General features: G+C 59.0%; 14 protein-coding genes and 1 pseudogene. 9 read left to right on the top strand and 6 right to left on the bottom strand.

Annotated features, from left to right (window positions below; translation table 11 throughout):
* The first annotated feature begins 84 nt into the window (after positions 1–84).
* From MO767_RS20085 to MO767_RS20065, 5 genes are read left to right on the top strand one after another with little or no spacing between them, the layout of a single operon-like run.
* Positions 85–2,391 (top strand): EAL domain-containing protein, encoded by a 2,307-nt coding sequence (locus MO767_RS20085; protein WP_282481921.1) that lies wholly within the window; start codon positions 85–87, stop codon positions 2,389–2,391.
* On the top strand, positions 2,388–4,277 hold the full coding sequence (locus MO767_RS20080; RefSeq protein WP_282481920.1) for an EAL domain-containing protein: 1,890 nt from the start codon (positions 2,388–2,390) through the stop codon (positions 4,275–4,277). Before MO767_RS20085 ends, MO767_RS20080 begins: the two co-directional genes overlap by 4 nt.
* 44 nt (positions 4,278–4,321) lie before the next feature.
* A complete protein-coding gene (locus MO767_RS20075; protein ID WP_282481919.1) occupies positions 4,322–5,281 on the top strand; it encodes a cytochrome c peroxidase in 960 nt (319 codons plus the stop codon).
* Entirely contained in the window at positions 5,278–7,089 is a 1,812-nt protein-coding gene (locus MO767_RS20070) for a DAHL domain-containing protein (RefSeq protein WP_282481918.1), read from the top strand. Before MO767_RS20075 ends, MO767_RS20070 begins: the two co-directional genes overlap by 4 nt.
* Entirely contained in the window at positions 7,086–8,498 is a 1,413-nt protein-coding gene (locus tag MO767_RS20065) for an ATP-binding protein (protein ID WP_282481917.1), read from the top strand. Before MO767_RS20070 ends, MO767_RS20065 begins: the two co-directional genes overlap by 4 nt.
* Here MO767_RS20065 and MO767_RS20060 read toward each other — a convergent pair.
* Positions 8,491–9,816, bottom strand: a complete 1,326-nt coding sequence (locus MO767_RS20060; RefSeq protein WP_149419868.1) for an APC family permease — start codon at positions 9,814–9,816, stop codon at positions 8,491–8,493. The two genes, MO767_RS20065 and MO767_RS20060, sit on opposite strands and share 8 nt — an antisense overlap.
* A 252-nt stretch (positions 9,817–10,068) precedes the next feature.
* Positions 10,069–10,890 carry a carbon-nitrogen hydrolase family protein gene (locus tag MO767_RS20055; protein WP_282481916.1) on the bottom strand — a complete coding sequence of 274 codons (822 nt, stop codon included), beginning with the start codon at positions 10,888–10,890 and terminating at the stop codon, positions 10,069–10,071.
* A 125-nt stretch (positions 10,891–11,015) separates the two neighbouring features.
* Between MO767_RS20055 and MO767_RS20050 the strand changes: the two genes are divergently transcribed.
* Both MO767_RS20050 and MO767_RS20045 read left to right on the top strand, forming a co-directional pair.
* Positions 11,016–11,816 (top strand): LuxR C-terminal-related transcriptional regulator, encoded by an 801-nt coding sequence (locus tag MO767_RS20050; RefSeq protein ID WP_282481915.1) that lies wholly within the window; start codon positions 11,016–11,018, stop codon positions 11,814–11,816.
* A gap of 158 nt (positions 11,817–11,974) precedes the next feature.
* Positions 11,975–13,592: pseudogene (locus MO767_RS20045) on the top strand (FMN-binding glutamate synthase family protein).
* A 25-nt stretch (positions 13,593–13,617) separates the two neighbouring features.
* On the opposite strand, the gene MO767_RS20040 reads toward MO767_RS20045, so the two are convergent.
* Genes MO767_RS20040 through MO767_RS20030 form a run of 3 tightly spaced genes read right to left on the bottom strand, consistent with a single transcriptional unit; the run spans position 13,618 to position 16,446 of the window.
* Positions 13,618–15,132 carry a glucosyltransferase domain-containing protein gene (locus MO767_RS20040; RefSeq protein WP_282481914.1) on the bottom strand — a complete coding sequence of 505 codons (1,515 nt, stop codon included), beginning with the start codon at positions 15,130–15,132 and terminating at the stop codon, positions 13,618–13,620.
* A gap of 1 nt (position 15,133) precedes the next feature.
* Positions 15,134–16,075: a glycosyltransferase family 2 protein gene (locus MO767_RS20035; protein WP_282481913.1), complete on the bottom strand. Its 942-nt coding sequence runs from the start codon at positions 16,073–16,075 to the stop codon at positions 15,134–15,136.
* A complete protein-coding gene (locus MO767_RS20030; RefSeq protein WP_282481912.1) occupies positions 16,072–16,446 on the bottom strand; it encodes a GtrA family protein in 375 nt (124 codons plus the stop codon). Before MO767_RS20030 ends, MO767_RS20035 begins: the two co-directional genes overlap by 4 nt.
* Before the next feature lie 239 nt (positions 16,447–16,685).
* Between MO767_RS20030 and MO767_RS20025 the strand changes: the two genes are divergently transcribed.
* Positions 16,686–17,810, top strand: coding sequence for an OpgC domain-containing protein (locus MO767_RS20025; RefSeq protein WP_282481911.1), 1,125 nt, complete (start codon positions 16,686–16,688; stop codon positions 17,808–17,810).
* Between the two features lie 72 nt (positions 17,811–17,882).
* Here MO767_RS20025 and MO767_RS20020 read toward each other — a convergent pair whose 3' ends face one another.
* A complete protein-coding gene (locus tag MO767_RS20020) occupies positions 17,883–19,301 on the bottom strand; it encodes an amino acid permease (protein ID WP_282481910.1) in 1,419 nt (472 codons plus the stop codon).
* A 633-nt stretch (positions 19,302–19,934) separates the two neighbouring features.
* On the opposite strand from MO767_RS20020, the gene MO767_RS20015 reads away from it, so the two are divergent.
* The gene (locus MO767_RS20015) at positions 19,935–23,051 is read left to right on the top strand and encodes a transglycosylase domain-containing protein (RefSeq protein WP_282481909.1); all 3,117 of its coding nucleotides are present in this window, start codon (positions 19,935–19,937) and stop codon (positions 23,049–23,051) included.
* The last annotated feature ends 58 nt before the right edge of the window (positions 23,052–23,109 follow it).

The following is a 23,109-nucleotide window of genomic DNA, read 5'->3' as shown; positions in this document are numbered from 1 at the left end:
CAAATCTGTACGTTCGGCCAGGTGATCAGGGAAAGGAAGCCCCTCTATGAGTACACCGCACCAAACTGCTGCCGGTACTGGCGTATGTCGATAAATACGCTGCTGGCGCGGACCAACCGACGGATTCTTATCGTCGACGACACCGCCTCGATTCATGCGGACTTCGCCAAGATCCTCAGTCCGCCATCGATCGACGACGACAGCCTGATCAGCGCTGAAAATGCCCTGTTCGGCACCCCTGCGGCGCTATCGCTGCAGAGCTTCGTGCTCGACTCGGCGTTTCAGGGCCTCGAAGCCCTGGACAAGGTCGAGACGGCGCTGGCCAACGACATGCCCTATGCGATGGCCTTCATTGACATGCGCATGCCGCCGGGCTGGGACGGGCTGGAAACCATCGAACGGCTGTGGCAGGTCGATCCCAAACTGCAAGTGGCGCTTTGCACCGCTTATTCCGACTATTCCTGGGAAGACATCGACGAACGCCTGGAGCTGGGCGATCGCCTGCTGATTCTGAAAAAACCCTTCGATGCCATCGAAATCCGCCAGATGGCCAGCGCATTGACGGCCAAGTGGCAAATGACCCAAGACGCAGAGCTGAAGATGTCGTTGCTCGAACAGGCGGTCGAAGAGCGCACCCGAGAGCTGTCCGATGCCAACATCATCGTGCAGAACAGCCCCACCATTCTGTATCGGTTGCGCGGCGAGCCGTCGTTTCCGTTGATGTATATCTCGCACAACATCACCAAATACGGTCATGTCGCGGCGAAACTGGTCGCCTCGGCCAACTGGGCCCAGGAACTGATCCATCCCGATGATCAAACCAAGGTCGACACCGCCATGGCCCGGGTGCTGGACCGTCATGCGGCGGGCGCTTCCATCGAATTCCGGATGCGCACGGGCGAAGGAGCCTGGCGGTGGGTCGAAAACCGCTACATCCCGGTGCGCGACGATGAAGGCCGTTTGCTGGAAGTCGAAGGCATCATCATCGACATCACTGAACGCAAACTGGCCGAAGAGAAAATAGCCCTGCTGGCCCGCACCGACGGGCTGACCGGGCTGGCCAACCGCGCGACGCTGATCGAGCGGCTGCACCAGGCATTCGCCTCTGCGCGTCGGGGGGCGGCACCATTCGCCATGTTTTACCTGGACCTGGATCACTTCAAACGCATCAACGACACCCTCGGCCATCCGGTGGGCGACCTGTTGCTGCAAGAGGTTGCACGCCGGATCAAAGCCTGCGTGCGTGAAAACGATGTGGTCGCCCGACTCGGCGGTGACGAGTTTGCGATCTTGCAGCTGGAGGTCAGTGACCCGACCCAATCCGCAGCCCTGGCCGCCAAGATCCGCGATACGTTGGTACTGCCCTATTCCCTGGCCGGCAATGATGTGCGGGTCTCGGTGAGTATCGGCATCAGTAGCTGTACCCCGGAAAGCACCAGCGCCGACGGCCTGCTGACCCAAGCCGACATGGCGCTGTATCGCTCCAAGGAACAGGGCCGCAACCAGTACCACTTCCATTCCGAGGAGATCAATCAGGAGGTGGTCGAACGCATGACCATCGCCAGCGACCTGAGAGCGGCCATCGAACACGAGGAACTTGAACTGCATTACTGGCCGGAAGTGGACCTGAGCAGCGGCAAAATCCTCGGCATGGAAGCGCAAGTCAGCTGGAACCACCCTGAGCGCGGTTTACTGGAAGCCCCGGCGTTCCTGCCCGCTGCGGAAAGGACCGGCACCATCGTCGCGCTCGGTCACTGGGTACTGGATCGCGCCTGCCAGCAAATGCGCCAATGGCGCGACGAAGGCATGGCACCGCCGGTGATTGCGATCAAGCTGTCCCTGGCCCAACTCAAATGTGGTCCCGAACTGATCTATGACGTGCTGCGCACGACCGCGCGCTGGGAACTCTGCCCTTGGGACCTGCGCTTCGACGTCACGGAAGCGACGCTGGCCCAGACCAAATGGACCCACAACGATGTGCTGCCGCGCCTGCGTGAACTGGGCGTGAAGATCGCCATCGACGACTTCGGCACCGAATATTCCTCGTTCGACTACCTCAAGACCTACCAGGTCAATCACCTGAAACTCGCTCAGGCCTTCATCGACACCGCCGCCCGCGATCCGGCCAGCGCCAACACCTTGCGCGCCATCATCAACTTCGCCCGTGAAGTCGGGATCGGCATCATTGCCGAGGGCGTCGAAACCCAGGAGCAGCGCAGCTCGCTGATGGCCACCGGTTCACCGATGAACGCCCAGGGTTACTTCTTCAGCAAAGCGGTCAGCAGCCAGCAGGCCGCCGAGCTGCTGAAAGCCGGCAGCATCGTGCCCCCGAACCACGACATCGGGCAGATTCTGGACAACCCGCCACGCTTCACGGAGGACAAAGGATGAAAATGCCTTTCGTGCGGACTAACCGGCGCATCCTGATCATCGACGACACGCCCTCGATCCATGAGGATTTTCGCAAGATCCTTGGCCCGGAGATCGAAGGTGAAGAGCCCGGAGGTGAACAGACCCTCGCCGGTGCAGAAGAAGCCCTGTTCGGCACCGTGCAGCTTGATCGGCTGACGTTCCAGCTCGACTCGGCCTATCAGGGTCAGGAAGCCCTCGAACTGGTCAAGCGCGCCCAGGCCGAAGGTCGCCCCTATGCCATGGCGTTCACCGACATGCGCATGCCACCGGGCTGGGACGGCCTGGAAACCATCGAACACCTGTGGAAGGCCGACCCTCACCTGCAAATCGCGTTGTGCACGGCCTATTCCGATTACACCTGGGAAGACATGGCCGAACGACTGGAGTTCGGCGACCAGTTGCTGGTGCTGAAAAAACCCTTCGACAGCCTGGAAATCCGCCAGATGGCCAGTGCCCTGACCTGGAAATGGCAGATGGCACAGGACGCCGCGATGAAGGTCCTGAGCCTGGAGCAAACCATTGAGGCGCGGGTCCACGAACTGCTCAAGGTGTCGCACCTGTTGCAGTACGACGTACTGACCGAGCTGCCCAACAGCACGTTGCTCGGTGACCGGTTGAACCAGTCCCTGGCCCTGTCCCGGCGCCATGACAAGCAACTGGCCGTGATGTTTCTGGGCCTTGATCGCTTCAAGCGCATCAACAACGCCCTGGGCCATCCGGCCGGTGACGAAATGCTCAAGCAAGTCGGCCGCAACCTGGTGGCGACGGTGCGCGAGTCCGACTCGGTGTTTCGCTACGGTTCCGATGAATTCGTGGTGATCCTCGCCGACGTCCGCCATCCCCAGCAGACCAAGGGCATCGCCGAAAAACTCTTGAACGCCATCCGCGCACCCCAGCACATTGCCGGCCACGATCTGAGCGTGACCGCCAGCCTGGGCATCAGCATTTACCCGGACGACGGCTTCGATGCCATCGCGCTGATCAAGAAAGCCGAAACCGCGATGCGCAACGTCAAGGAAAGCGGCCCGAATGATTACAGTTTTTTTATTGACGAGATGAACCAGCGCGCCCGGGATCAGCAAAGCATCGAGAGCGGCATTCGCCTGGCGCTGGAACGCAACGAGTTTGTCCTGCATTACCAGCCAAAACTGGACTTGGGCAGTGGCCAGGTAGTCGGTGCCGAGGCGCTGATTCGCTGGCAAAAACCGGGGCACGGCCTGGTCTACCCCTCGGATTTCATCAGTGTGGCCGAAGACAGCGGTTTGATCGTGCCGTTGAGCAAATGGGTGCTGGCCGAGGCTTGCCGACAAGCCTGCGCCTGGCAGGCCGCGGGGCTGCCGAAAATCTATATGTCGGTGAATATGTCGGCCATCGATTTCCGTCAGCGGGACTTTGTCGACGGCATCGAACAGACACTCAAACAAACAGGTCTGGAACCGGCCTTGCTGGAGCTGGAAATCACTGAAGGCGTGTTGATGCAGAACATCGAAACCACGGTGAACGCCCTGACCCGGCTCAAGGCCATGGGCGTGCGGCTGGCCATCGATGACTTCGGTACCGGTTATTCCAGCCTGAGTTACTTGCGGCGTTTTCCCATCGACGTGCTGAAAATCGACCAGTCGTTCATTCGCGGCTTAAGCAGCGACAGCAACGACGCCGCCCTCGTCAGCGCCATCATCAGCCTGGGCCGGAGCCTCAAGCTGACCATCATTGCCGAAGGGGTGGAAACCCTCGAACAACTGGATTTCCTCAAGGCCCATCAATGCGAGGAAGGCCAGGGCTACTACTTCAGCAAAGCCGTGGAGCCGGACGCCTTCGTCCGGTATCTGGGGTCAGTGAAGCCCTTTTCATCCGCAGCCACGTGAACGATGCGCAACGACACACAGGCCCTACGCCAAGGAATTATCAGATGCCGCCTTCCTTTCACCGTCTGCTATTGGCGCCGTTGTTCGCGCTCTGCCTGAGCGCCAGTGCCGCGCCACTGGATGAAGCGCTCAAACCACTGCCGGCGGTGCCCCAACAGAATCCACTGCGGGTCGAACTCGGTCGTCAGTTGTTCAATGAACCGCGCTTGTCGGTCGACAGCTCACTGTCCTGCGCCAGTTGCCATCGACTGGAAAACGGCGGTGCCGACAACAAGGCGTTTTCCATCGGTTTCGCCGGCCTTCCGTTGACGATCAACACCCCTAGCGTGTTCAACGCCAGCCTGAACTTCCGGCAATTCTGGAACGGCCGCGCCGACACTCTGGAAACCCAGATCCACGGCGTGGTGCAAAGCCCCAGTGAGATGGGCAGTAACTGGGAACATGTGGTGCAGACGCTGACCGCCGATGCGGCTTATCAGACCTCGTTCACCAACGCCTACCCGGACGGCGTGACCATGAACAATGTGCAGAATGCCCTGGCCACCTATGAACGCACGCTGATCAGCGCCAACTCGCGTTTCGACCAATACCTGCAAGGCGATACCGACATTCTCACCCTCGACGAGAAATACGGTTACCAACGCTTCAAGGACTACGGCTGCATCGCCTGCCATCAGGGCGTCAACATCGGCGGCAACATGTTCCAGAAGTTCGGGGTCATGGGCGACTACTTCAAGACTCGGGGTAACCCCACCGAAGCCGACCTGGGCCGCTATCTGGTCACCAAAGACGAAGAGGACCGCAACGTGTTCAAGGTCCCGAGCCTGCGCAACGTCGCCGTGACCGCTCCGTACTTTCACGACGGCTCGGCCAAGACTCTTGAAGAGGCGGTGGATGTGATGTTCAAGTTCCAGCTCGGTCGTATTCCCTCTGCCGACGACAAGACGCTGATCATCAAATTCCTCAAGACCCTGACCGGTGAATGGGGAGGCAAGCCCTTATGAAAATGTCTAACCGCCGCAACCTGGCGTTGCTCGGCGTCGTGGCCCTGATGCTGGCTTCAGTGCTGCTGTTTCTGTACCTCAAATCCAGCTCGAACCAGACGACGACCTACACCGAATCCCGGGACTTGATCGGCCGGATCAAGCAGCTGAACGCACAATGGGAAACCGAGATCCTCAAGGCCAGGGTCGCCATCAGTCACAACTACGATCCGTTGGTCACACCGCTGACCGAGATAACGACCTTTTGGGAGCGGTTCGACACGATGGAGTCGAGCCATGGCCGCAACGACTCGCCCGTCTGGCGCGCCAGCCATGATGCGTACCTGAACGCCATCCAGGAAAAGACCCGCTTGGTGGAGCAGTTCAAGTCTCACAACGCCGTGCTGCGCAACTCACTGGCGTTCCTGCCCACCGCCGAGGACGGCATTCAGGAACAGCTGTCCCGGTTGGTGGATGAGGACCAACTGCAACTTCAGAACATTGCCACCGACACCTATGACTTGCTGCTCAGCAGCCTGGAGTTCGCTCAGGTCACCTCCGATGACAAGGCCGCCGACATCCTGCTCGGGCTGAACAAACTGGAGGTCAACAAACTGCGATTACCGGAGCAGTTCCACAGTCCGATCGATATTCTGAGCAACCACATTTCCCTCATCCTGCGTGAGCAGCCGGTGGTCAATCGCTTGCTGGAAAACATCGAAGCCGTTCCCGTGGCCGAACGCCTGGACAATATTACCAACCTGCTGAACACCGACCAGCAGCGGACCGATGCGGTCGACCAGCGCTATCATTTCTACATGCTGTTGTTTTCAGTGCTGCTGGTGTTGCTGCTGGTGTACCTGGCGATTCACCTGATGCGCAGTTTCACGGTGATCAATCGCGTCAACAAAGCCCTGCAAACCGCCAATGAGGACCTGGAGCTGCGGGTTGAAGAGCGCACCCGCGAACTCAAGGATACCCAGAGCGAACTGCTCGACACCGCGCGTCAGGCCGGCATGGCCGAGATCGCCACCAATGTGCTGCACAACGTCGGCAACGTGCTCAACAGCGTGAACATTTCGGCCGACCTGGTGAGCCGCAAACTGCGCGCCAGCAAAGCGCAGGGCCTGGGTAAGGCCATGCAGCTGATCAACGACCATCCAGGCGACCTCGGCACCTTTCTGACCGAGGACGCGAAAGGCAAGTTGCTACCGGGTTACCTGAATCAACTGGTGGACGCGATAGCCCTGGAACAACAAAGCATGACCGAAGAGCTGGCCCAACTGACCAAAAGCGTGGACCACATCAAGGACATCGTCGCCACGCAGCAATCCTACGCGGGCGCCAACAGCCTGATGGAACCGCTGCACATCAGCGAATTGCTGGAAGATGCCCTGCGCATGAACTCCGGCGCCCTGACCCGACACCACGTCACGGTAGTCAAGGAGTACGGCGACGTGCCGCAGGTCATGGGTGATAAGCACCGGTTGCTGCTGATCCTGATCAACCTGATCAGCAACGCCAAATACGCCATGTCCGACCTCAGCAATCGCCCGCGACAAATGACCCTGGGGGTCAAAATCGTCGAAGACAAGACCCTGCAAGTCAGCGTCAAGGACGACGGCGAAGGCATCGCCGAGGAAAACATGACGCGCATCTTTGCCCACGGGTTTACCACCCGCAAGGAAGGCCATGGCTTCGGCCTGCACAGCTGCGCGCTGGCCGCCATTGAGATGAATGGCCACCTCACCGCCCAAAGCGACGGACCGGGCAAGGGTGCGCTGTTCACGTTGCAGATCCCGCTGAAAACCGTACCGGAGGAAGCATGAGCGAGCTTTCGAACCGACGCATTCTGCTGATCGATGACACCCCGTCCATTCACGTGGATTTCCGCAAAATCCTCACGCCCATGCCGGAACAGACCGTCGAACTGGACGAGATGGAGGCCGCGCTGTTTGGCAACGAAGTGAAATCAACCAGTGCGCTGTTCGAGCTGGACTCGGCCTATAGCGGCCAGGAAGGCCTGGGCAAACTGAACGAAGCCTTGCAGGAAAACCGCCCCTACGCCCTGGCCTTCGTCGACATGCGCATGCCCGAGGGCTGGGACGGTGCGCAGACTATCGAACATTTGTGGCAGGCCGACCCGCGCCTGCAAGTGGTGGTGTGCACCGCCTATTCCGACTATTCCTGGGATGAACTGCTCGATCGATTGAAGGCCCATGATCGACTGTTGATCCTGAAAAAGCCGTTCGACAACATTGAAGTCCAGCAAATGGCCAACACTTTGCTGACCAAATGGGACATGACCGAACGGGCCAGCGTGCAGATGGACCATTTAGGGCAAATGGTCGAACGCCGAACCCGGCAGTTCACAGAGGCCAGCGTTGAGTTGCAGCGGGAAATCGACGAGCGTAAACAGCTTGAAACCCAATTGGTGCAATCGGAAAAACTCGCTTCATTGGGGCAACTCGCAGCCGGCGTCGCTCATGAAATCAACAACCCCATCGGCTTCATTTCCTCCAACCTCGGCACCCTGGATGGCTACTTCAAACAGCTGCAGGAAATGCTCGACGCCTATCGGGATGCGGAAGAGGCAATCGGCTCCAGCGAGCTCGTCGAGCGTTTGCACCAACTGCGCGAACGGGTCGAGCTGGAGTTCCTGCGCGAGGACATTCCGCTGCTGATCAAGGAATCCAAGGACGGCATCAACCGGGTCGGGCAGATCGTCAAGGACCTGAAGGACTTCTCCCGGGTGGACTCCAATCAGGAATGGCAGTGGGCCAATCTGCAACAGGGCATCGAATCGACCTTGAACATTGTCGCCAACGAACTCAAGTACAAGGCCGATGTGCTCAAGGAATATCAGGACCTGCCCGACATCGAATGCCTGCCTTCGCAAATCAATCAGGTGATCATGAACCTGATCGTCAACGCCTCTCAGGCCATCGGCCCCGAGCGTGGCACCATCACTTTGCGCACTGGGCTTGAAGGGGAAACGGTGTGGATCGAGGTCGCAGACACCGGCGCCGGCATTGCGCCGGACTGCCTGCTGAAAATCTTCGACCCATTCTTCACCACCAAACCGGTAGGCCAGGGGACAGGGCTGGGGTTGTCCCTGTCCTATGGCATCGTGAAAAAACATCGGGGGGATATTACGGTGCGCAGTGAAGTTGGCGTGGGAAGCACATTTCGGGTCCAGTTGCCGATTCACCAATCCAAACCGTTCCCGCCTACGTAGCCTCCTGGAAATCCATCTCCGGTGGCTGACGACGGAAACCGCCGGTCAGCACCGCCAGGTACACCACGCCAATCGCCAGCCAGCTCAGCCCCAGATAGATCGCCAGGTGATCGAGGCTGACCATCAGCCACAAATCTGCCGCCAGACCGATAAACGGGAACAGCAGGAACAATACGAATTCACGCAGCCCTTTGTGCTCACCGCCAATCCAGTAGTGAAAGATCACCGACAGGTTCACCAGACTGAACGCCAGGAACGCGCCGAAGTTGATGAAGGAGGTTGAGGTGGTGACGTCCAGTTTCAGCGCCAGCAACGCGACCACGGCGCACAACAGAATGCTGTTGACCGGTGTGCCAAAGCGTTCATGCAAAGTGCCGAAGAATGATTTTGGCAGCACGCCGTCACGGCCCATGGCGAACAACAGCCGCGAGCCGCTGGCCTGCGCCGACAGACCCGACGCGAACTGGCCGACGATCAGGCCGATCAGGAAGATCGACACGAACAGGTCACCACCGATGTTGCGGGCAATTTCATAGGCTGCCGAGTCGACGCTGTCGAACTGGAACGATGGATGCGCGATCTGTACGAAGTACGACACGCCGACAAAGATCAACCCGCCGATCAGGGTGATCAGCATGATCGCTCGCGGGATGGTTCGGCGCGGGTCGCGGGTTTCTTCGGTCAGGGTGCTGACCGCGTCAAACCCGAGGAATGAATAACAGGCGATGGCTGCACCGCTCATGATCAGCGGCATCTGCATGTCACCGTTGAAGAACGGTTTGACCGACCACAACGGCGTGCTCGCATCACCACCGACGTAATGAACGCACAGCGCGACAAAGGCGATCAGCACCAGGAACTGCACCAGCATCAGCAACGCGTTGATGCCGTTGGCCAGTTTCAGACCGACGATGTTGATCGCACTGGTGATGCCGATGAACGCCAGCACCCAGATCCACTGCGGCACGGCCGGGAATGCGGAGTTGAGGTAGGCCGCGCCGATCAGCCAGATCGCCATCGGCAGGAACAGGTAGTCGAGCAGCACGGCCCAACCGGCGATGAAACCGAGTTTCGGGCTGATCGCTTTGCGTACATAGCTATACGCCGAGCCAGCGACGGGGAACGCCGAGGCCATTCGGCCGTAACTCATGGCGGTGAAAAACATCGCCACCAGCGCCGCCAGATAAGCGGCCGGGACCATGCCGGCGGTGGATTGAGCGAGGATGCCAAAGGTGCCGAGCACAATGATCGGCGTCATGTAGGCAATGCCGAACAGCACCACCGAACCCAATGACAGGGTGCGTTGCAAACGAGCCATGAGCGACTACTCCGAATTTATTAGATTTATGGCAGAGCCGAGTTCGGCGCTAAATTTCGGGTGTTTCATTGTTGTTCTGGTTTTTTGGCCGACAGGGATGTATTGCCTGTCAGGGCCTCATCGTCGGAACGCCGCCCGGAGCAAGCTCGCTCCCACAGGGGATCTCGGGAGTTCACACATCCAATGTGGGAGCGAGCTTGCTCCTGGCGGCGTTCCGACGATGAGGTCAGCACAATCCACAAAGTATCCGGATCAGCTCTTAGGAATCATCAGCTCCCGCAATCCACAAGCATGCTCAACAATCTCCCCCGGCAACCGCAGCCGCTGATCATCCAGATACCGATAATCCTCCCGCGCCGCCGTCAGCTGATTCAGGTCCAGCTCCACTGCAAACTGCCCCTCCTCCCGCCCGGCCTCGAACAACAAAGTCCCCAACGGATCCACCAACGCACTGCCACCCGCAAACACCAACCCGCCATCGCCCTCTTCCACCCGGTTGACCATCAGCGCAAACGCCTGGTTTTCCTGGGCGCGAGCCATGATCGCGGTGCGGTGAGTCGGGCCGTAAGGGTCCATGTTGCCGTTGGTGACGATCAACAGTTCGGCACCCAATTGCGCCAGGGCCCGGGCGGTTTCCGGGAATTCGATGTCGTAGCAAATCAGCAGGCCGACCCGCACACCGTTCCACTCACACGTGGCGTAACGGTCACCGGCCTCGAACACACCGCGATCCGATGCCCAGAGGTGCGTCTTGCGATATTTCAGCGCGATACCTTCGGGGGTGATCAGCAGCGTGGTGTTGTAGAAGCGGCCGTTGTCGTTCTCGGCCATGCCGATCACCACCGCGATGTTGTGTTCACGGGCGGCCGCCTGAATGGCGCTGACGGTCGGGCCGTCCAGCGGTTCGGCGGCTTCGGCCAGCGCTTCAAGGGATGGAAAGCCCATCAAGTGGGTTTCGGGAAACACGATCAGCTGCGTATCGGCAGCACAGGCAGCCATCGCCTTCAGAGCGCGTTCGAGGTTGTAAGCCGTGTCGTTGTCACGGCCCGCCAACTGGGCGAGTTCGACTTTCATGGGTATTCCTTGTTCTTGACCAGGCTGGCAGAAAGATTGCCCGGTCGGTGTCTGTGCGCCAGTATGCGCAGCAAGCCACCGGCCGGGAAATCACGCCGCTGGGGTAACCCGATAGGGGTAGAGGCATGACACTTTCGTTAGACGACATCGCGTGGCACCGCTCGGTCGGGCAACTGATCGACGCCCTGGACAAGCCGAATTTCTGGACGCAGCTTGTACGCTTGCTGGATCAGTACGTGACCTTCGACAGCTGGGTGGCGCTGCTTTTCAGCGCCGATCAGCACCCGCAAGTGTTCGCCGAATGCCCGGGCGCGGACGGCAGTCCCGATCAGTTGTTCCAGGATTATCTGCGTGGGTTGTACCTGCTTGATCCGTTCTACATCGCCTGTCGCGAGCAATCGCGCACCGGGCTCTATCGCCTGTCGGAAGTGGCGCCGGAGCATTTCGAGCTGACCGAGTATTACCAGCGCTACTTTCGTCTGAATGTGGTGGCCGATGAAATCCAGTTCAATTGCCAACTCGAAGGCGACCGCACGTTGTGCCTGTCACTGGGCAGCAAGCAGCGTTTCAGCGGCCAGCAGATTGCCTTGCTGTCGCTGATCCAGCCCTGGGTGTTCGGCCTGTTGCGCCAGCGCCTGCCCTACGAAATCAACGAAGTCGTGGCCCTAGCGCCAGCACCGCCGCAAGTCGACTGGCGCGTGCAGCTGGAAGCGTCAGTGCAACAACTCAAAGGCGCGCAATTGACCGCCCGGGAACTGGACGTCGGGCGCTTGATGCTCAGCGGTTGCTCCAGTAAGGAAATCGCCCGCAAGCTGGAAATCTCTGTCGAAACCGTGAAAGTCCATAAGAAACACATGTACAGCAAACTGGGGATCAAATCCCAGTCAGAGCTGTTTTCGATTTTTCTCCAGGCACAAAATGCCTGAATGTTCAGTGGAATGCTTTTCTGTGGGAGCGAGCTTGCTCGCGATTGCGGTCTTTCATTCAGCATTGATGTCGACTGGATCACCGCCATCGCGAGCAAGCTCGCTCCCACAGGGTTCTCCATGTCCACTACAACCGAGTCCGAACCCAAGGAAACCGTATGAGCCTGTCACTCCTGAGCCGCTACGCCTTCTTTGCCGTCTGTGTGATATTCACCCTCGCCAGCCTGCCCTTCCTGGAGCACGACTGGCTCTGGCCGATCACCGTCGTCACCGGCATTCTCAGCCTCGTGGGCCTATTCGATCTGCTGCAAAGCCCTCACGCCGTGCGCCGTAATTACCCGATCCTCGGCAACATCCGCTATCTGGTGGAGGGCATTCGCCCGGAAACGCCAGTACCTGCTCGAGTCCGACAGCGACGCCCTGCCCTTCTCCCGGGCCCAGCGTTCGCTGGTCTATTCGCGCGCCAAGAACGAAAGCGCCGACAAACCCTTCGGCACGTTGATCGATGTGTATCAGTCGGGTTTCGAATTCATCGGCCACTCCATGCGCCCGGCGCCGTTGAGCGACCCGAGCGGTTTTCGGGTCATCGTCGGCGGCCCGCAGTGCACGCAGCCGTACTCGGCATCGGTGTTCAACATCTCGGCCATGAGCTTTGGCTCCCTCAGTGCCAACGCCATTCGCGCGTTGAACCAGGGGGCGAAACTCGGCAACTTCGCCCACGACACCGGCGAAGGCAGCATCAGCGTCTATCACCGGGAAAACGGCGGCGACCTGACCTGGGAACTTGGCAGCGGCTACTTCGGCTGTCGCACCGCTGACGGGCGCTTCGACCCCGAACGCTTCGCGGCACAAGCGCAGACGCCCCAGGTGCGGATGATCGAAATCAAGATGAGCCAGGGCGCCAAACCCGGCCACGGCGGGATTCTGCCCAAGCACAAAGTCACCAAGGAAATCGCCGAAACCCGCGGCATCCTGATGGGCGAAGATTGCATCTCGCCGTCGCGGCACAGTGCGTTTTCCACACCGATCGAACTGATGCACTTCATCCAACAGTTGCGCGAACTGTCCGGCGGCAAACCGGTGGGCTTCAAGTTCTGCCTGGGTCACCCATGGGAATTCATGGGCATCGCCAAGGCCATGCTGGAAACCGGCATCCTTCCCGACTTCATCGTGGTCGATGGCAAGGAAGGCGGCACTGGCGCCGCGCCCGTGGAGTTCACCGACCACATCGGTGTGCCGATGCGCGAAGGCTTGCTGTTCGTGCACAACACGCTCGTCGGCCTGAACCTGCGAGACAAAATCAAACTCGGCGCCAGCGGCAAGATCGTCAGCGCCTTCGACATTGCCAGTGTCCTGGCCATCGGCGCCGACTGGGCCAACTCGGCACGCGGCTTCATGTTCGCCATCGGTTGCATCCAGTCGCAAAGCTGCCACACCAACAAATGCCCAACCGGTGTCGCCACCCAGGACACCCTGCGCCAACGCGCACTGGTGGTTCCGGACAAGGCCCAACGCGTCTTCAACTTCCACCGCAACACGCTCAAGGCCCTGGCCGAAATGCTCGCTGCTGCCGGGTTGGAACATCCTTCGCAATTGTCGGCCAAGCATTTGGTAAGGCGCATGTCGGCGACCGAGATCAAGTTGTTCTCGCAGTTACATGTGTTCTTGAAACCGGGGGAATTGCTCACCGGAGAAGTGAGCGGCGAGTTTTACTCGCGGATGTGGCAGATGGCGCGAGCGGATAGTTTCGAGCCGAATGAGGTCGTAGCGGCCTGAACCCGACTGCCCCTGTCATCGCGCTTCACCAGTGAAGCGCCTTAATCAGGGCTGGCTCTTTCATGACAATAAAACCGTAATCGCCCAGCAGATAAATCCGGTAGTACTGGCTTTCCACCACCGGTGGATAACCCTGATAACCCAAACTCGTCGCGTTACGTCGCTCCTTCTCCGCCACCACGTTGGTGATCCCCACTTTCGGCAGGTTCTCGGCCAGCATGTAAAAGTCGATGTTCAGCAAATAGTGCAACACCGGCATCTGCTTGAACGAGCCCGCCGCCCCCAGCAGCCAGTGATCGGAATAGGTCACTGACAGGTAAATGCGCTTGGCCTCGCGCAGTTGTCGATTCGACGCGATGTCGTGTTCAAGACTCAATAGCGCGCTGGACGCAAAGGCTTTCTGCACCGTCAGCACACGCCCATAGGCATACGAAATCGAAAGCATCGCCAGCAGGGGAACCACCAACAACAGCGACAACCGCTCGTGGATTCGTGCCAGCGCCAGATGACTCAAATAGAACAACAGCACCAACACGACCGCGAAGCCCATCAGGGTCCTGGCGCCTTCATTGAAGTCCCGGAAAAACAGCGCGACACCCGACACCAGCAGCGTCACGACCGGCAATGTCAGTAAACACACCAGACCGATCAGGATTTTCTTCAACCCGGTGTCCTGACGTCCCAGCACGTTCAGCCCCAGCCGGACACTGCCGGCAATGGCACACAGCAGCAGTGCGGCGAACACCCAGGCAAATCCGCCGTGAAACAGCAGCACGACTTTTTCCAGCACCCGGGCGATGTTGATTTGAAGTTGCAGCAGGGGCTGCGTCGTCCAGTTCAACAACAAGGTGCGATTTCCACTCATGAACGGATAAGCACTGACGCTGTAAATCAACCAGCCCAGGATGGCCTGCGATATTTTCCAGCCAATCAACTCGCACCACTGCGGCCAGGCCAACTTGTCATTCGCGTTCCTGAGCAGTTCCAGGCAACACAGGCCCAGAAACACATTGAGGCTCACCTGATAGAGCCCCAGCGCCAGCGCAATCAGGAACGAGGGCACTAGCCAATGAACGATGCGCGAGGGATGACGGAAGGTGATTGCGTAGATGACCGCCACCACGCTCAAGGCCGTGGCGGGTCCGTCGTATTGATAGGACAGGTTTTGCAAAAAGAACGGGTTGTACCAGAGCGGCAACGGCACCAGGCAACAGGCAATCGTCGGTTGCGGGTAGTAATGAAACGTCAGGCTGGCCAACGCCGCGGCCATGGCCAGCGTGGCGATCAACAGTGGCAGCGGAAAGATGTTCGGCGCGGCATTGCTGAAGGTCAGCAGGTTGTAGAACAACTCGGTGAATAACCGTCCCTGCTCCGCCCAGGCCGAACCGGCCGCGGCCGACAACGATCGCCAGTTGTCGTCGATATACGGATAGTCCGCGAGGATCAGCGGCACCACATACACAAAGGTCGCCAACAGAAAAAACAGCCAGACCTGCCGACGCCCGAGTTCCTTGCTGAAAAAATCGCTGAACCTGCCCATGCTAAATCCCGAGCCGGTCTTTACCGCCCACGACGTCTTTGACGATATAGCGCGGGCGATGCTTGGCTTCGATGTAGATGCGGCCGACGTACTCACCGAGGATGCCGATGCCGATCAACTGCACGCCGCCGAGAAACAGAATCGCGGTCATCAACGACGGGTAACCGGGGACGCTGTTGCCGAAGAAAATCTTGTCCAGCACCATGTACACCGCGTAGAGCACCGCGAAGATCGAAATTCCGCCACCGACGTAAGTCCATAAACGCAACGGCACCGTACTGAACGAGGTCACGCCTTCCAGCGCCAGGTTCCAGAGCTTCCAGCCATTGAACTTGCTGGTGCCTGCCACTCGCTCGGCTCGCTCGTATTCCACCACCACGGTGGTGAACCCGGCCCATGACAGCACGCCTTTCATGAACAACTGGTGCTCGGGAAGCGCGCGAATCACGTTGACCACCTTACGGTCCATCAGCCGGAAATCGCCGACGTTTTCTTCGATGCGGGTGTAAGCGATACGGTTCAGCACACGGTAGAACAGCGACGCGCTGTGGCGTTTCAGGTAACTGTCGGCGGTGCGATCCCGGCGTTTGGCGAGCACCACATCAGCACCTTTTTGCCATTCGCCAATCAACCGCGGGATGACGCTGATCGGGTCCTGCAAATCGACATCCATGGGAATCACCGCATCGCCGGTGGCATATTCCAGGCCGGCGAACAACGCCGGCTCCTTGCCGAAATTGCGCGAGAAGTTGATCAGCAATACCTGATCATCGGCCTGCGCCAGGGTCTTGACCTCCTCAGCCGTCCGGTCGGAACTGCCATCGTTGATGAACACGATTTCGACCTCAGCCTGGTCAAGCCTCAACTCGCGACGCACGGCCTGATAAAACAGACTGATCGCCTGTTCTTCATTGAATACCGGAACGATCAACGAGACTTTCATGCACTACGCTCGCGAAAGACCACGTACTTTGAAAACAGAAAGCCCAGCACCAGGCTCAACGCTGAAAAAATAGCCACCGTCAGCAGACCGTGAAACCTCCACACGTCGCCTGCATGGCCGACGCCCAGACTCAGCGCCCCCATGGTGCCCAAGAATAGAAGATAACCGCCGACCGACGCCTTGGTATCGAAGGTGTACAGCGCGTTCATATAGAAGGAAAACGAGGCGGCCACGCAGAAGGCAGCCAGGTTACTGACAGCCTGACTGAAGCCAGCCCCCACGCTCAGCAGGAAGAAGATTTGCCAGTGAATCAGCGTGTTGGCGACCCCGACCACCGTGTAGCTGGAAAATCCTTTCCACAAGAACCTCATGGTGAATCTCCCGTTTCACTTCATAAAACTTTGAACCTGTCTACTGTCAGAAATCACAGGTCTGACGACCTTTCAGACCAGCGGTCAGGGCTTGCCTGAATGCCAGGAGACATCCCGTAATATCCCGGTTTTGCAATTACCCGCGAATCACGCCACCCTGCGCGCCGCCAATAAGCGGCGCGCAATCTTTGGCGCCTCGGCTACTCCTTATCCCGACACCCGTTCACGAGCCCGCCGTCATGACGTTTGAGCGCGATCACCGAATCGACTTTTTTCGCGGCCTGGCGCTGATCTTCATTTTTTGGGATCACGTGCCTCACAACCCCCTAGGCCAAATCACCCTGCGCAATGTCGGTTTCAGCGATGCCGCAGAAATATTCGTGTTTCTCGCCGGCTACGCGGCCGTGCTGGCCTACGGCAAAATCCTTGCGCGCGATGGTTACCTGATCGCCTGCGTGAAGATTCTGCGGCGCGTCTGGGTGCTCTACGTGGTCCATATTTTCCTGCTGGCCATGCTGATGGGCATCGTGTTCTTCGCCAACAGTCATGTGGAAACCCGCGATCTGGTGGAGGAAATGGGCATGCATCACTTCATCACCAACCCCCAGCAAGCGTTGACGGATGAATTACTGCTGCGCTTCAAGCCGAACCTGATGGACCCGCTGCCGCTGTACATCGTGCTGCTGGCGGGATTGCCACTGGTCCTGCCGTTGCTGGTGCGCAAGCCGTGGGCGGTCGTCGCGGTGTCATTGGCGGTGTACCTGCTGGCACCGCGGTTGGGCTGGAACCTGGCGGCAATCAAGGACGGTGTGTGGTACTTCAACCCCGTCACCTGGCAACTGCTGTTTATCCTCGGCGGCTTTATGGCGATTCACGGGCAGCGGCCACGGTTGCCCGACGCTCGCCCGCTGTTGCGCCAGCCCCTGTTTGTCAGCGCGTCAGTGTACGTGGTGGTGACCGGCGTGATGACTGTCTCCTGGCGCTGGCCGGAAATACACGATGCCCTGATGCCCGCCAGCCTGAGCAACCTGCTGTACCCGATCAGCAAGACCGATCTGTCGCCGGTCCGTCTGCTGCACTTCCTGGCGCTGGCCTATGTCACCGCCAGGCTCTTGCCCGGCAGTGACTGGACGCAAAACTGGCTGGCGCAGCAATGCTGTCGCATGGGGCGCTACTCACTGGAAGTTTTCTGCCTCGGCGTGCTGTTGGCGCCCTTGGCGGACATGCTCAACGCCCTGACCGATGATGCGTTTGCCATGCAGGTTTTCACAGCGTTGGTGGGTGCCGGGGTGATGGCGTTGCTGGGGGCGTGGCTGGATTTCAACAAGCGGTTGAATCGGCAAATGTCGGTGGCGGCCGCTTAAGATCTTTTGACCCTCCAAACGCAAAAGCCCCGATCATCACGACCGGGGCTTTTTCATTTCAGGCGTTACCTCTTACGAAGCCGAACGCACCGCACCCTGCGACACATTGGTCGGTTGCAGCTTGAACACGTAGAACAACAACGTCAGCAGGACCAGGAACCCCGGGCCTACATAGAGCGCCACGCGAGTGTCCGGGAAGTACGCCATCAGGCCGACCACCAGTACCAGAAACGCCAGCGCCAGATACGAGCTGACCGGGTACAACCACATCTTGTATTTCAGGCCGGCACGTTCGCTGGCGCTCAGGCCTTGGCGGAAATTGAGCTGGGCCAGCAGGATCATCACCCAGGTCCAGATCGCGCCGAAGGTGGCAATCGCCGTCACCCAGACGAAGACTTTTTCAGGCACCAGGTAGTTGAGCAGCACGCCCAGCAACAAGGCACCGATCGACAGCAGCAAGGCGCGACGCGGCACGCCGTTGTTCGAGGTCTTGGCGAAGCCGGCCGGGGCCTGGCCATTCTGCGCCAGGCTGTAGAGCATGCGCCCGGTACTGAATATGCCGCCGTTGCAGGACGACAGTGCCGCGGTGATCACCACGAAGTTGATGATGCCGGCGGCGGTCTTGATGCCCAGGCGCTCGAAGGTCATCACGAACGGACTGCCCTGAGTGCCGATTTCGTTCCACGGGTAGATCGACAGGATCACGAACAGCGCGCCGACATAGAACAGCAGAATCCGCCAGAACACCGAGCCGATCGCATTGGGAATGGTCTTCTGCGGGTTCTTCGCTTCACCAGCGGTCAGGCCGATCATCTCGACGCCGAGGTAGGCGAACATCACCATTTGCAGGGACATCAACACGCCTTGCATGCCGTTGGGCATGAAGCCGCCATGCGCCCAGAGATTGGAAATCCCCAGCGCCACGCCGTCGTTGCCGAAGCCGAACGCGATCACGCCGATACCGCCGACGACCATCGCAATGATGGTGACGATCTTGATCAGGGCGAACCAGAACTCGAACTCACCGAAGGCTTTCACCGCGATCAGGTTGATCGAGCCCATGCTGATCAACGCGGCGAGTGCCCAGATCCAGCGCGGCACATCGGGGAACCAGACGCCCATGTACACCGCCACCGCGGTGATTTCTGCAACGCAGGTCACCAGCCACAGGAACCAGTAATTCCAACCGGTCAGGAAGCCTGCCAATGGGCCGAGGTAGTCTTGAGCATAACGGCTGAAGGAGCCGGCGACCGGGTTGTGCACAGCCATTTCGCCGAGGGCGCGCATGATCACCAGGATCGCCAGACCGCCGATGATGTAAGAAAGCATGATTGCCGGGCCAGCCATTTCGATGGCCTTGGCGGAACCGAGGAACAGACCGACGCCGATACAGGCACCGAGCGCCATCAAGCGAATATGCCGTTCGCCGAGTTCGCGTTTGAGCGGGCCGCCTTGAGCGGTCTCGCCATTGGGCAGGTGATTGCCTGGCATAGGGGTTCAACCTCGTCTTGTTATTGGATATGACCACCGAGTGTCAAAGCGCTGACCTGTAAGCCAATGCTTTTCTGAAACCGGGCCTGCTTCGTGGGCAAACCCGTCTTGTAGGACAAAACCTGCAAGATCAGCGGGGCGTGCAGTATAAAAAGCTTCCTACAGGGTTTTTCACTCTATAAACCACAACATTTAGCGAGAACTCTCGGGGAAAGCCGGGTTTACGGAGGGGCATTACCTGCCTAAAGCAGGATTTTTTGCCAATGAAACGGCGCGGAGTATTGCACGGTAATGGTGCATCGTCATGTCCCCAACTTAGGCGGCATTTACGCTCCGATGGCTCTAATCCAAGTATCTCGGGCATACACACTGCCGCCCCCTGTAGCAGCTGCCGAAGGCTGCGTTCGACTGCGCAGCAGTCGCTAATTCTGTGACCTTGACCTGTCTGGCATACCGTAGTGTCTGATTTACGCCTGCTGCGCAGTCGAACGCAGCCTTCGGCAGCTGCTACAGGGACCCGCTTGGATCCGGAAAAAAACCGGGAGAACCCTGTTCACAATTTTTTCACCATCGCCAACCACCGTCTAAGCTTCAGACAAGTCCTCTCAATCTGCGTGAATGGATCAGTCGACTATGGGCGCTTTATGGCAAACCGATTCGAGAAAAAATGTGGTTCCGACTGAACGTGTGGATGAAGCGCCTTTACCTGAAAAACCCCCTCGCAGTCGCACGAAGCACGGCTGGTGGGCGTTCTGGTTGATGTTGCTGATAATTCTGATTGTCCTGGGGCTGGCCGCGGCCAAGGAAATGCGCACGTCGAAGTTTCAATCCCGGGAACTCAGCCAATTCGCCGCCACCCTGAGCTACGAGCTCAAACCCGGTCCCAGCGATGCCATTCACTATCCCGGTGCCGGTCCTTTCGACCTGCGTCTGGGCTACAGCTCTCTGAATGAATTCCTGCCGCGTCTGATCAAGCGCGACTACGTGGTGGCATCACAGACCCGGTTCTCCCAACAGTTGATGGACTACACCAACAAGGGATTTTTCGTGCCCTATGCGGAGAAAATCCAGGCTGGATTGTCGATCACCGATTGCCGTGCAGCACCGCTTTACCAGTACAAATACCCACAACAACTGTATTCAAGCTTTGCGGCGATCCCTTCCGTGGTGGTCAACAGTTTGCTGTTCGTCGAAAACCGCTTTCTGCTCGATCCCCGTCAGCCCCGGGCCAACCCTGCCGTGGATTGGCCGCGGTTCGGCATGGCGGCGTGGTCCCAGGTCGCCAAGTTAATGCACCTGCCGGGCCAGTCGGCGGGCGGCAGTACCCTGGCAACACAACTTGAAAAGTACCGACATTCGCCCGATGGCCTGACCGTGTCAGGTGCGGAAAAAATCCGTCAAATGATTTCCGCCAGCGTGCGTGCCTATCAGGCCGGGCCGGAAACTTTGGAGGTCCGGCAGAACGTGATTCGCGACTACCTCAACAGCGTGCCCCTGTCGGCAGTACCGGGCCACGGTGAAGTGCATGGCATGGCCGAAGGTTTGCGCGTCTGGTACGGCGCCGATTTCAACCAGGCCAACGAGCGGCTGACCAGCAAGGAGACAGATCCGAAAAGCATGTCGGAAAAAGGTCTGGCCCTGCGTGAGATGTTGTCTTTGATGATTGCCCAGCGCCGCCCTTCCCATTACCTGACCAAGGGGCACGATGAACTGGCCGAACTCACCGACAGCCACATTCGCCTGCTGGCACAGAATGGCGTGATCGATGCGCCACTCGCGGCAGCGGCATTGGCCAGCAAAGTGACCTATCGCGACTGGCAGACACAGCCCACCATTCAGCCGATCGAAACCAACAAGGGCATCAGCGTGGCACGCAGTCGTCTGGGCGGATTGCTCAACCGTCCGTTGTACGACCTCGATCGCCTTGATCTTTCCGCCACCAGCACCCTGCAAGGCGAGTTGCAAACCCAGGCTACCGAGTACCTGAAGCATCTGGCCGACCCTGTGTTTGCGGCACAGATCGGCTTGATGGGCGAACGCCTGCTGACCCCCACCAGTACCGCCCAAGTGCGCTACAGCTTTACGCTGTTCGAACTGACCCCGGACGGCTCGCGGGTGCGGGTGCAGACCGACAGCACCGACCAGCCGTTCGATATCAATGAAGGCAGCAAGCTGGAACTGGGCTCCACCGCCAAGATGCGTGTGCTGACCACCTATTTGCAGATCATGGCCGAGCTGCACGATAAATACGCAACGATGACCGTCCCGGAACTGAAGAAAGTCAATGTCCCGGACCAGGATCGCCTGAGCCGCTGGGCCGTCGATTACCTGATCCAGAATAAAGACCGCAACCTGCCGGCCATGCTGGGCGCTGCGCTGGATCGCAAGTACTCCGCCAGCCCCGGCGAAGCTTTTTTCACCGGTGGCGGGCTGCATGTCTTTCATAACTTCCGCAAGGAAGACAACGGCCGCCTGCCGACCCTGCGTGATGCGATACGTGAGTCGATCAACCTGCCGTTCATTCGGCTGATGCGTGACCTGGTGCGTTACACCACGTATTCCGGCCCCAATAGCAGAGCCGAATTGCTCATGGACGACCGCGACCCTCGGCGTCAGGAATACCTGGCCTCTTTTGCCGACCGCGAAGGCACGTCGTTCCTGCTGAAATTCTGGAAGAAGTACAAGAACAAGGACACCCAGGCGCGGCTCGAAACCTTCCTCGACAGCATGCGCCCGACACCGATTCGCATGGCCGCGGTGCATCGTTATCTGCTGCCACAGGCCAGCCAGCAAAGCTTCAATACCTTCGTGCGCGCCCACCTCACAGGCGCCAAACTCACCGAAAAACTGACCGACGAACGTCTTCAGCGGCTCTACGAAAGCTACGGCCCTGGCGCCTACGACCTACCGGACCAGGGCTTCATCGCCAAGGTTCATCCGCTGGATCTATGGTTGATTGGCTACTTGTTAAACAACCCCGACGCCAAGTTCAGCCAGATCGTCAAAGCCAGCCAGTTCGAACGCCAGGAAGTCTACAGTTGGCTGTTCAAAAGCCGTCACAAGGGTGCCCGCGACAGCCGCATTCGCACCATGCTGGAGATCGAGGCGTTCCTCGACATTCACCAACGCTGGCAGAAAGTCGGCTATCCGTTCGACCATCTGGTTCCGTCGCTCGCCACCGCCATCGGCAGCTCCGGCGATCGCCCCGCAGCCTTGGCGGAATTGATCGGTACCATCCTCAATGACGGCGTGCGCATGCCGACTTTACGCATCGACAGCCTGCATTTTGCAGCGAACACGCCGTACGAAACCAAACTGATCAATGACCCGGATGTCGGTAAACGGGTGATGCCTTCCGAGGTGGCCGCAGCCATGCGCGAGGCGTTGTCGCAGGTGGTAGATGCCGGTACAGCCAAACGCATCTCCGGCAGTTTCGTAACGCCTGATGGCAAACCGTTAGCCATGGGCGGCAAAACCGGTACGGGCGATAACCGCATCGAAGCCTTCGGTTCGGGAGGGCGAATTCTGAGTTCGAAATCCATTAACCGCACCGCGACCTTCGTGTTCTACATCGGCGACAGTCACTTCGGCACGATGACTGCGTTCGTGCCCGGGCAATCGGCCGAAACGTTCAAGTTCACCTCGGCCTTGCCAGTGCAAGTGCTCAAGGGAATGGCGCCGATTCTGATGCCGTATCTGCAACCAGGTAGCAGTGTCGCGTGTCAGCCGGTTGCGACATCGCGACTGTGAACTTTTACGCAGCAGGTGGTATTTAATTATTTTTCAGATTTGAATTCCTACCTGTTTA

The sequence above is a fragment of the Pseudomonas sp. UYIF39 genome, from assembly GCF_029963765.1.
GTDB lineage: Bacteria > Pseudomonadota > Gammaproteobacteria > Pseudomonadales > Pseudomonadaceae > Aquipseudomonas.
The sequence above is the reverse complement of the archived record's forward strand: the minus strand, read 5'-3'. Positions and strand labels throughout refer to the sequence as shown.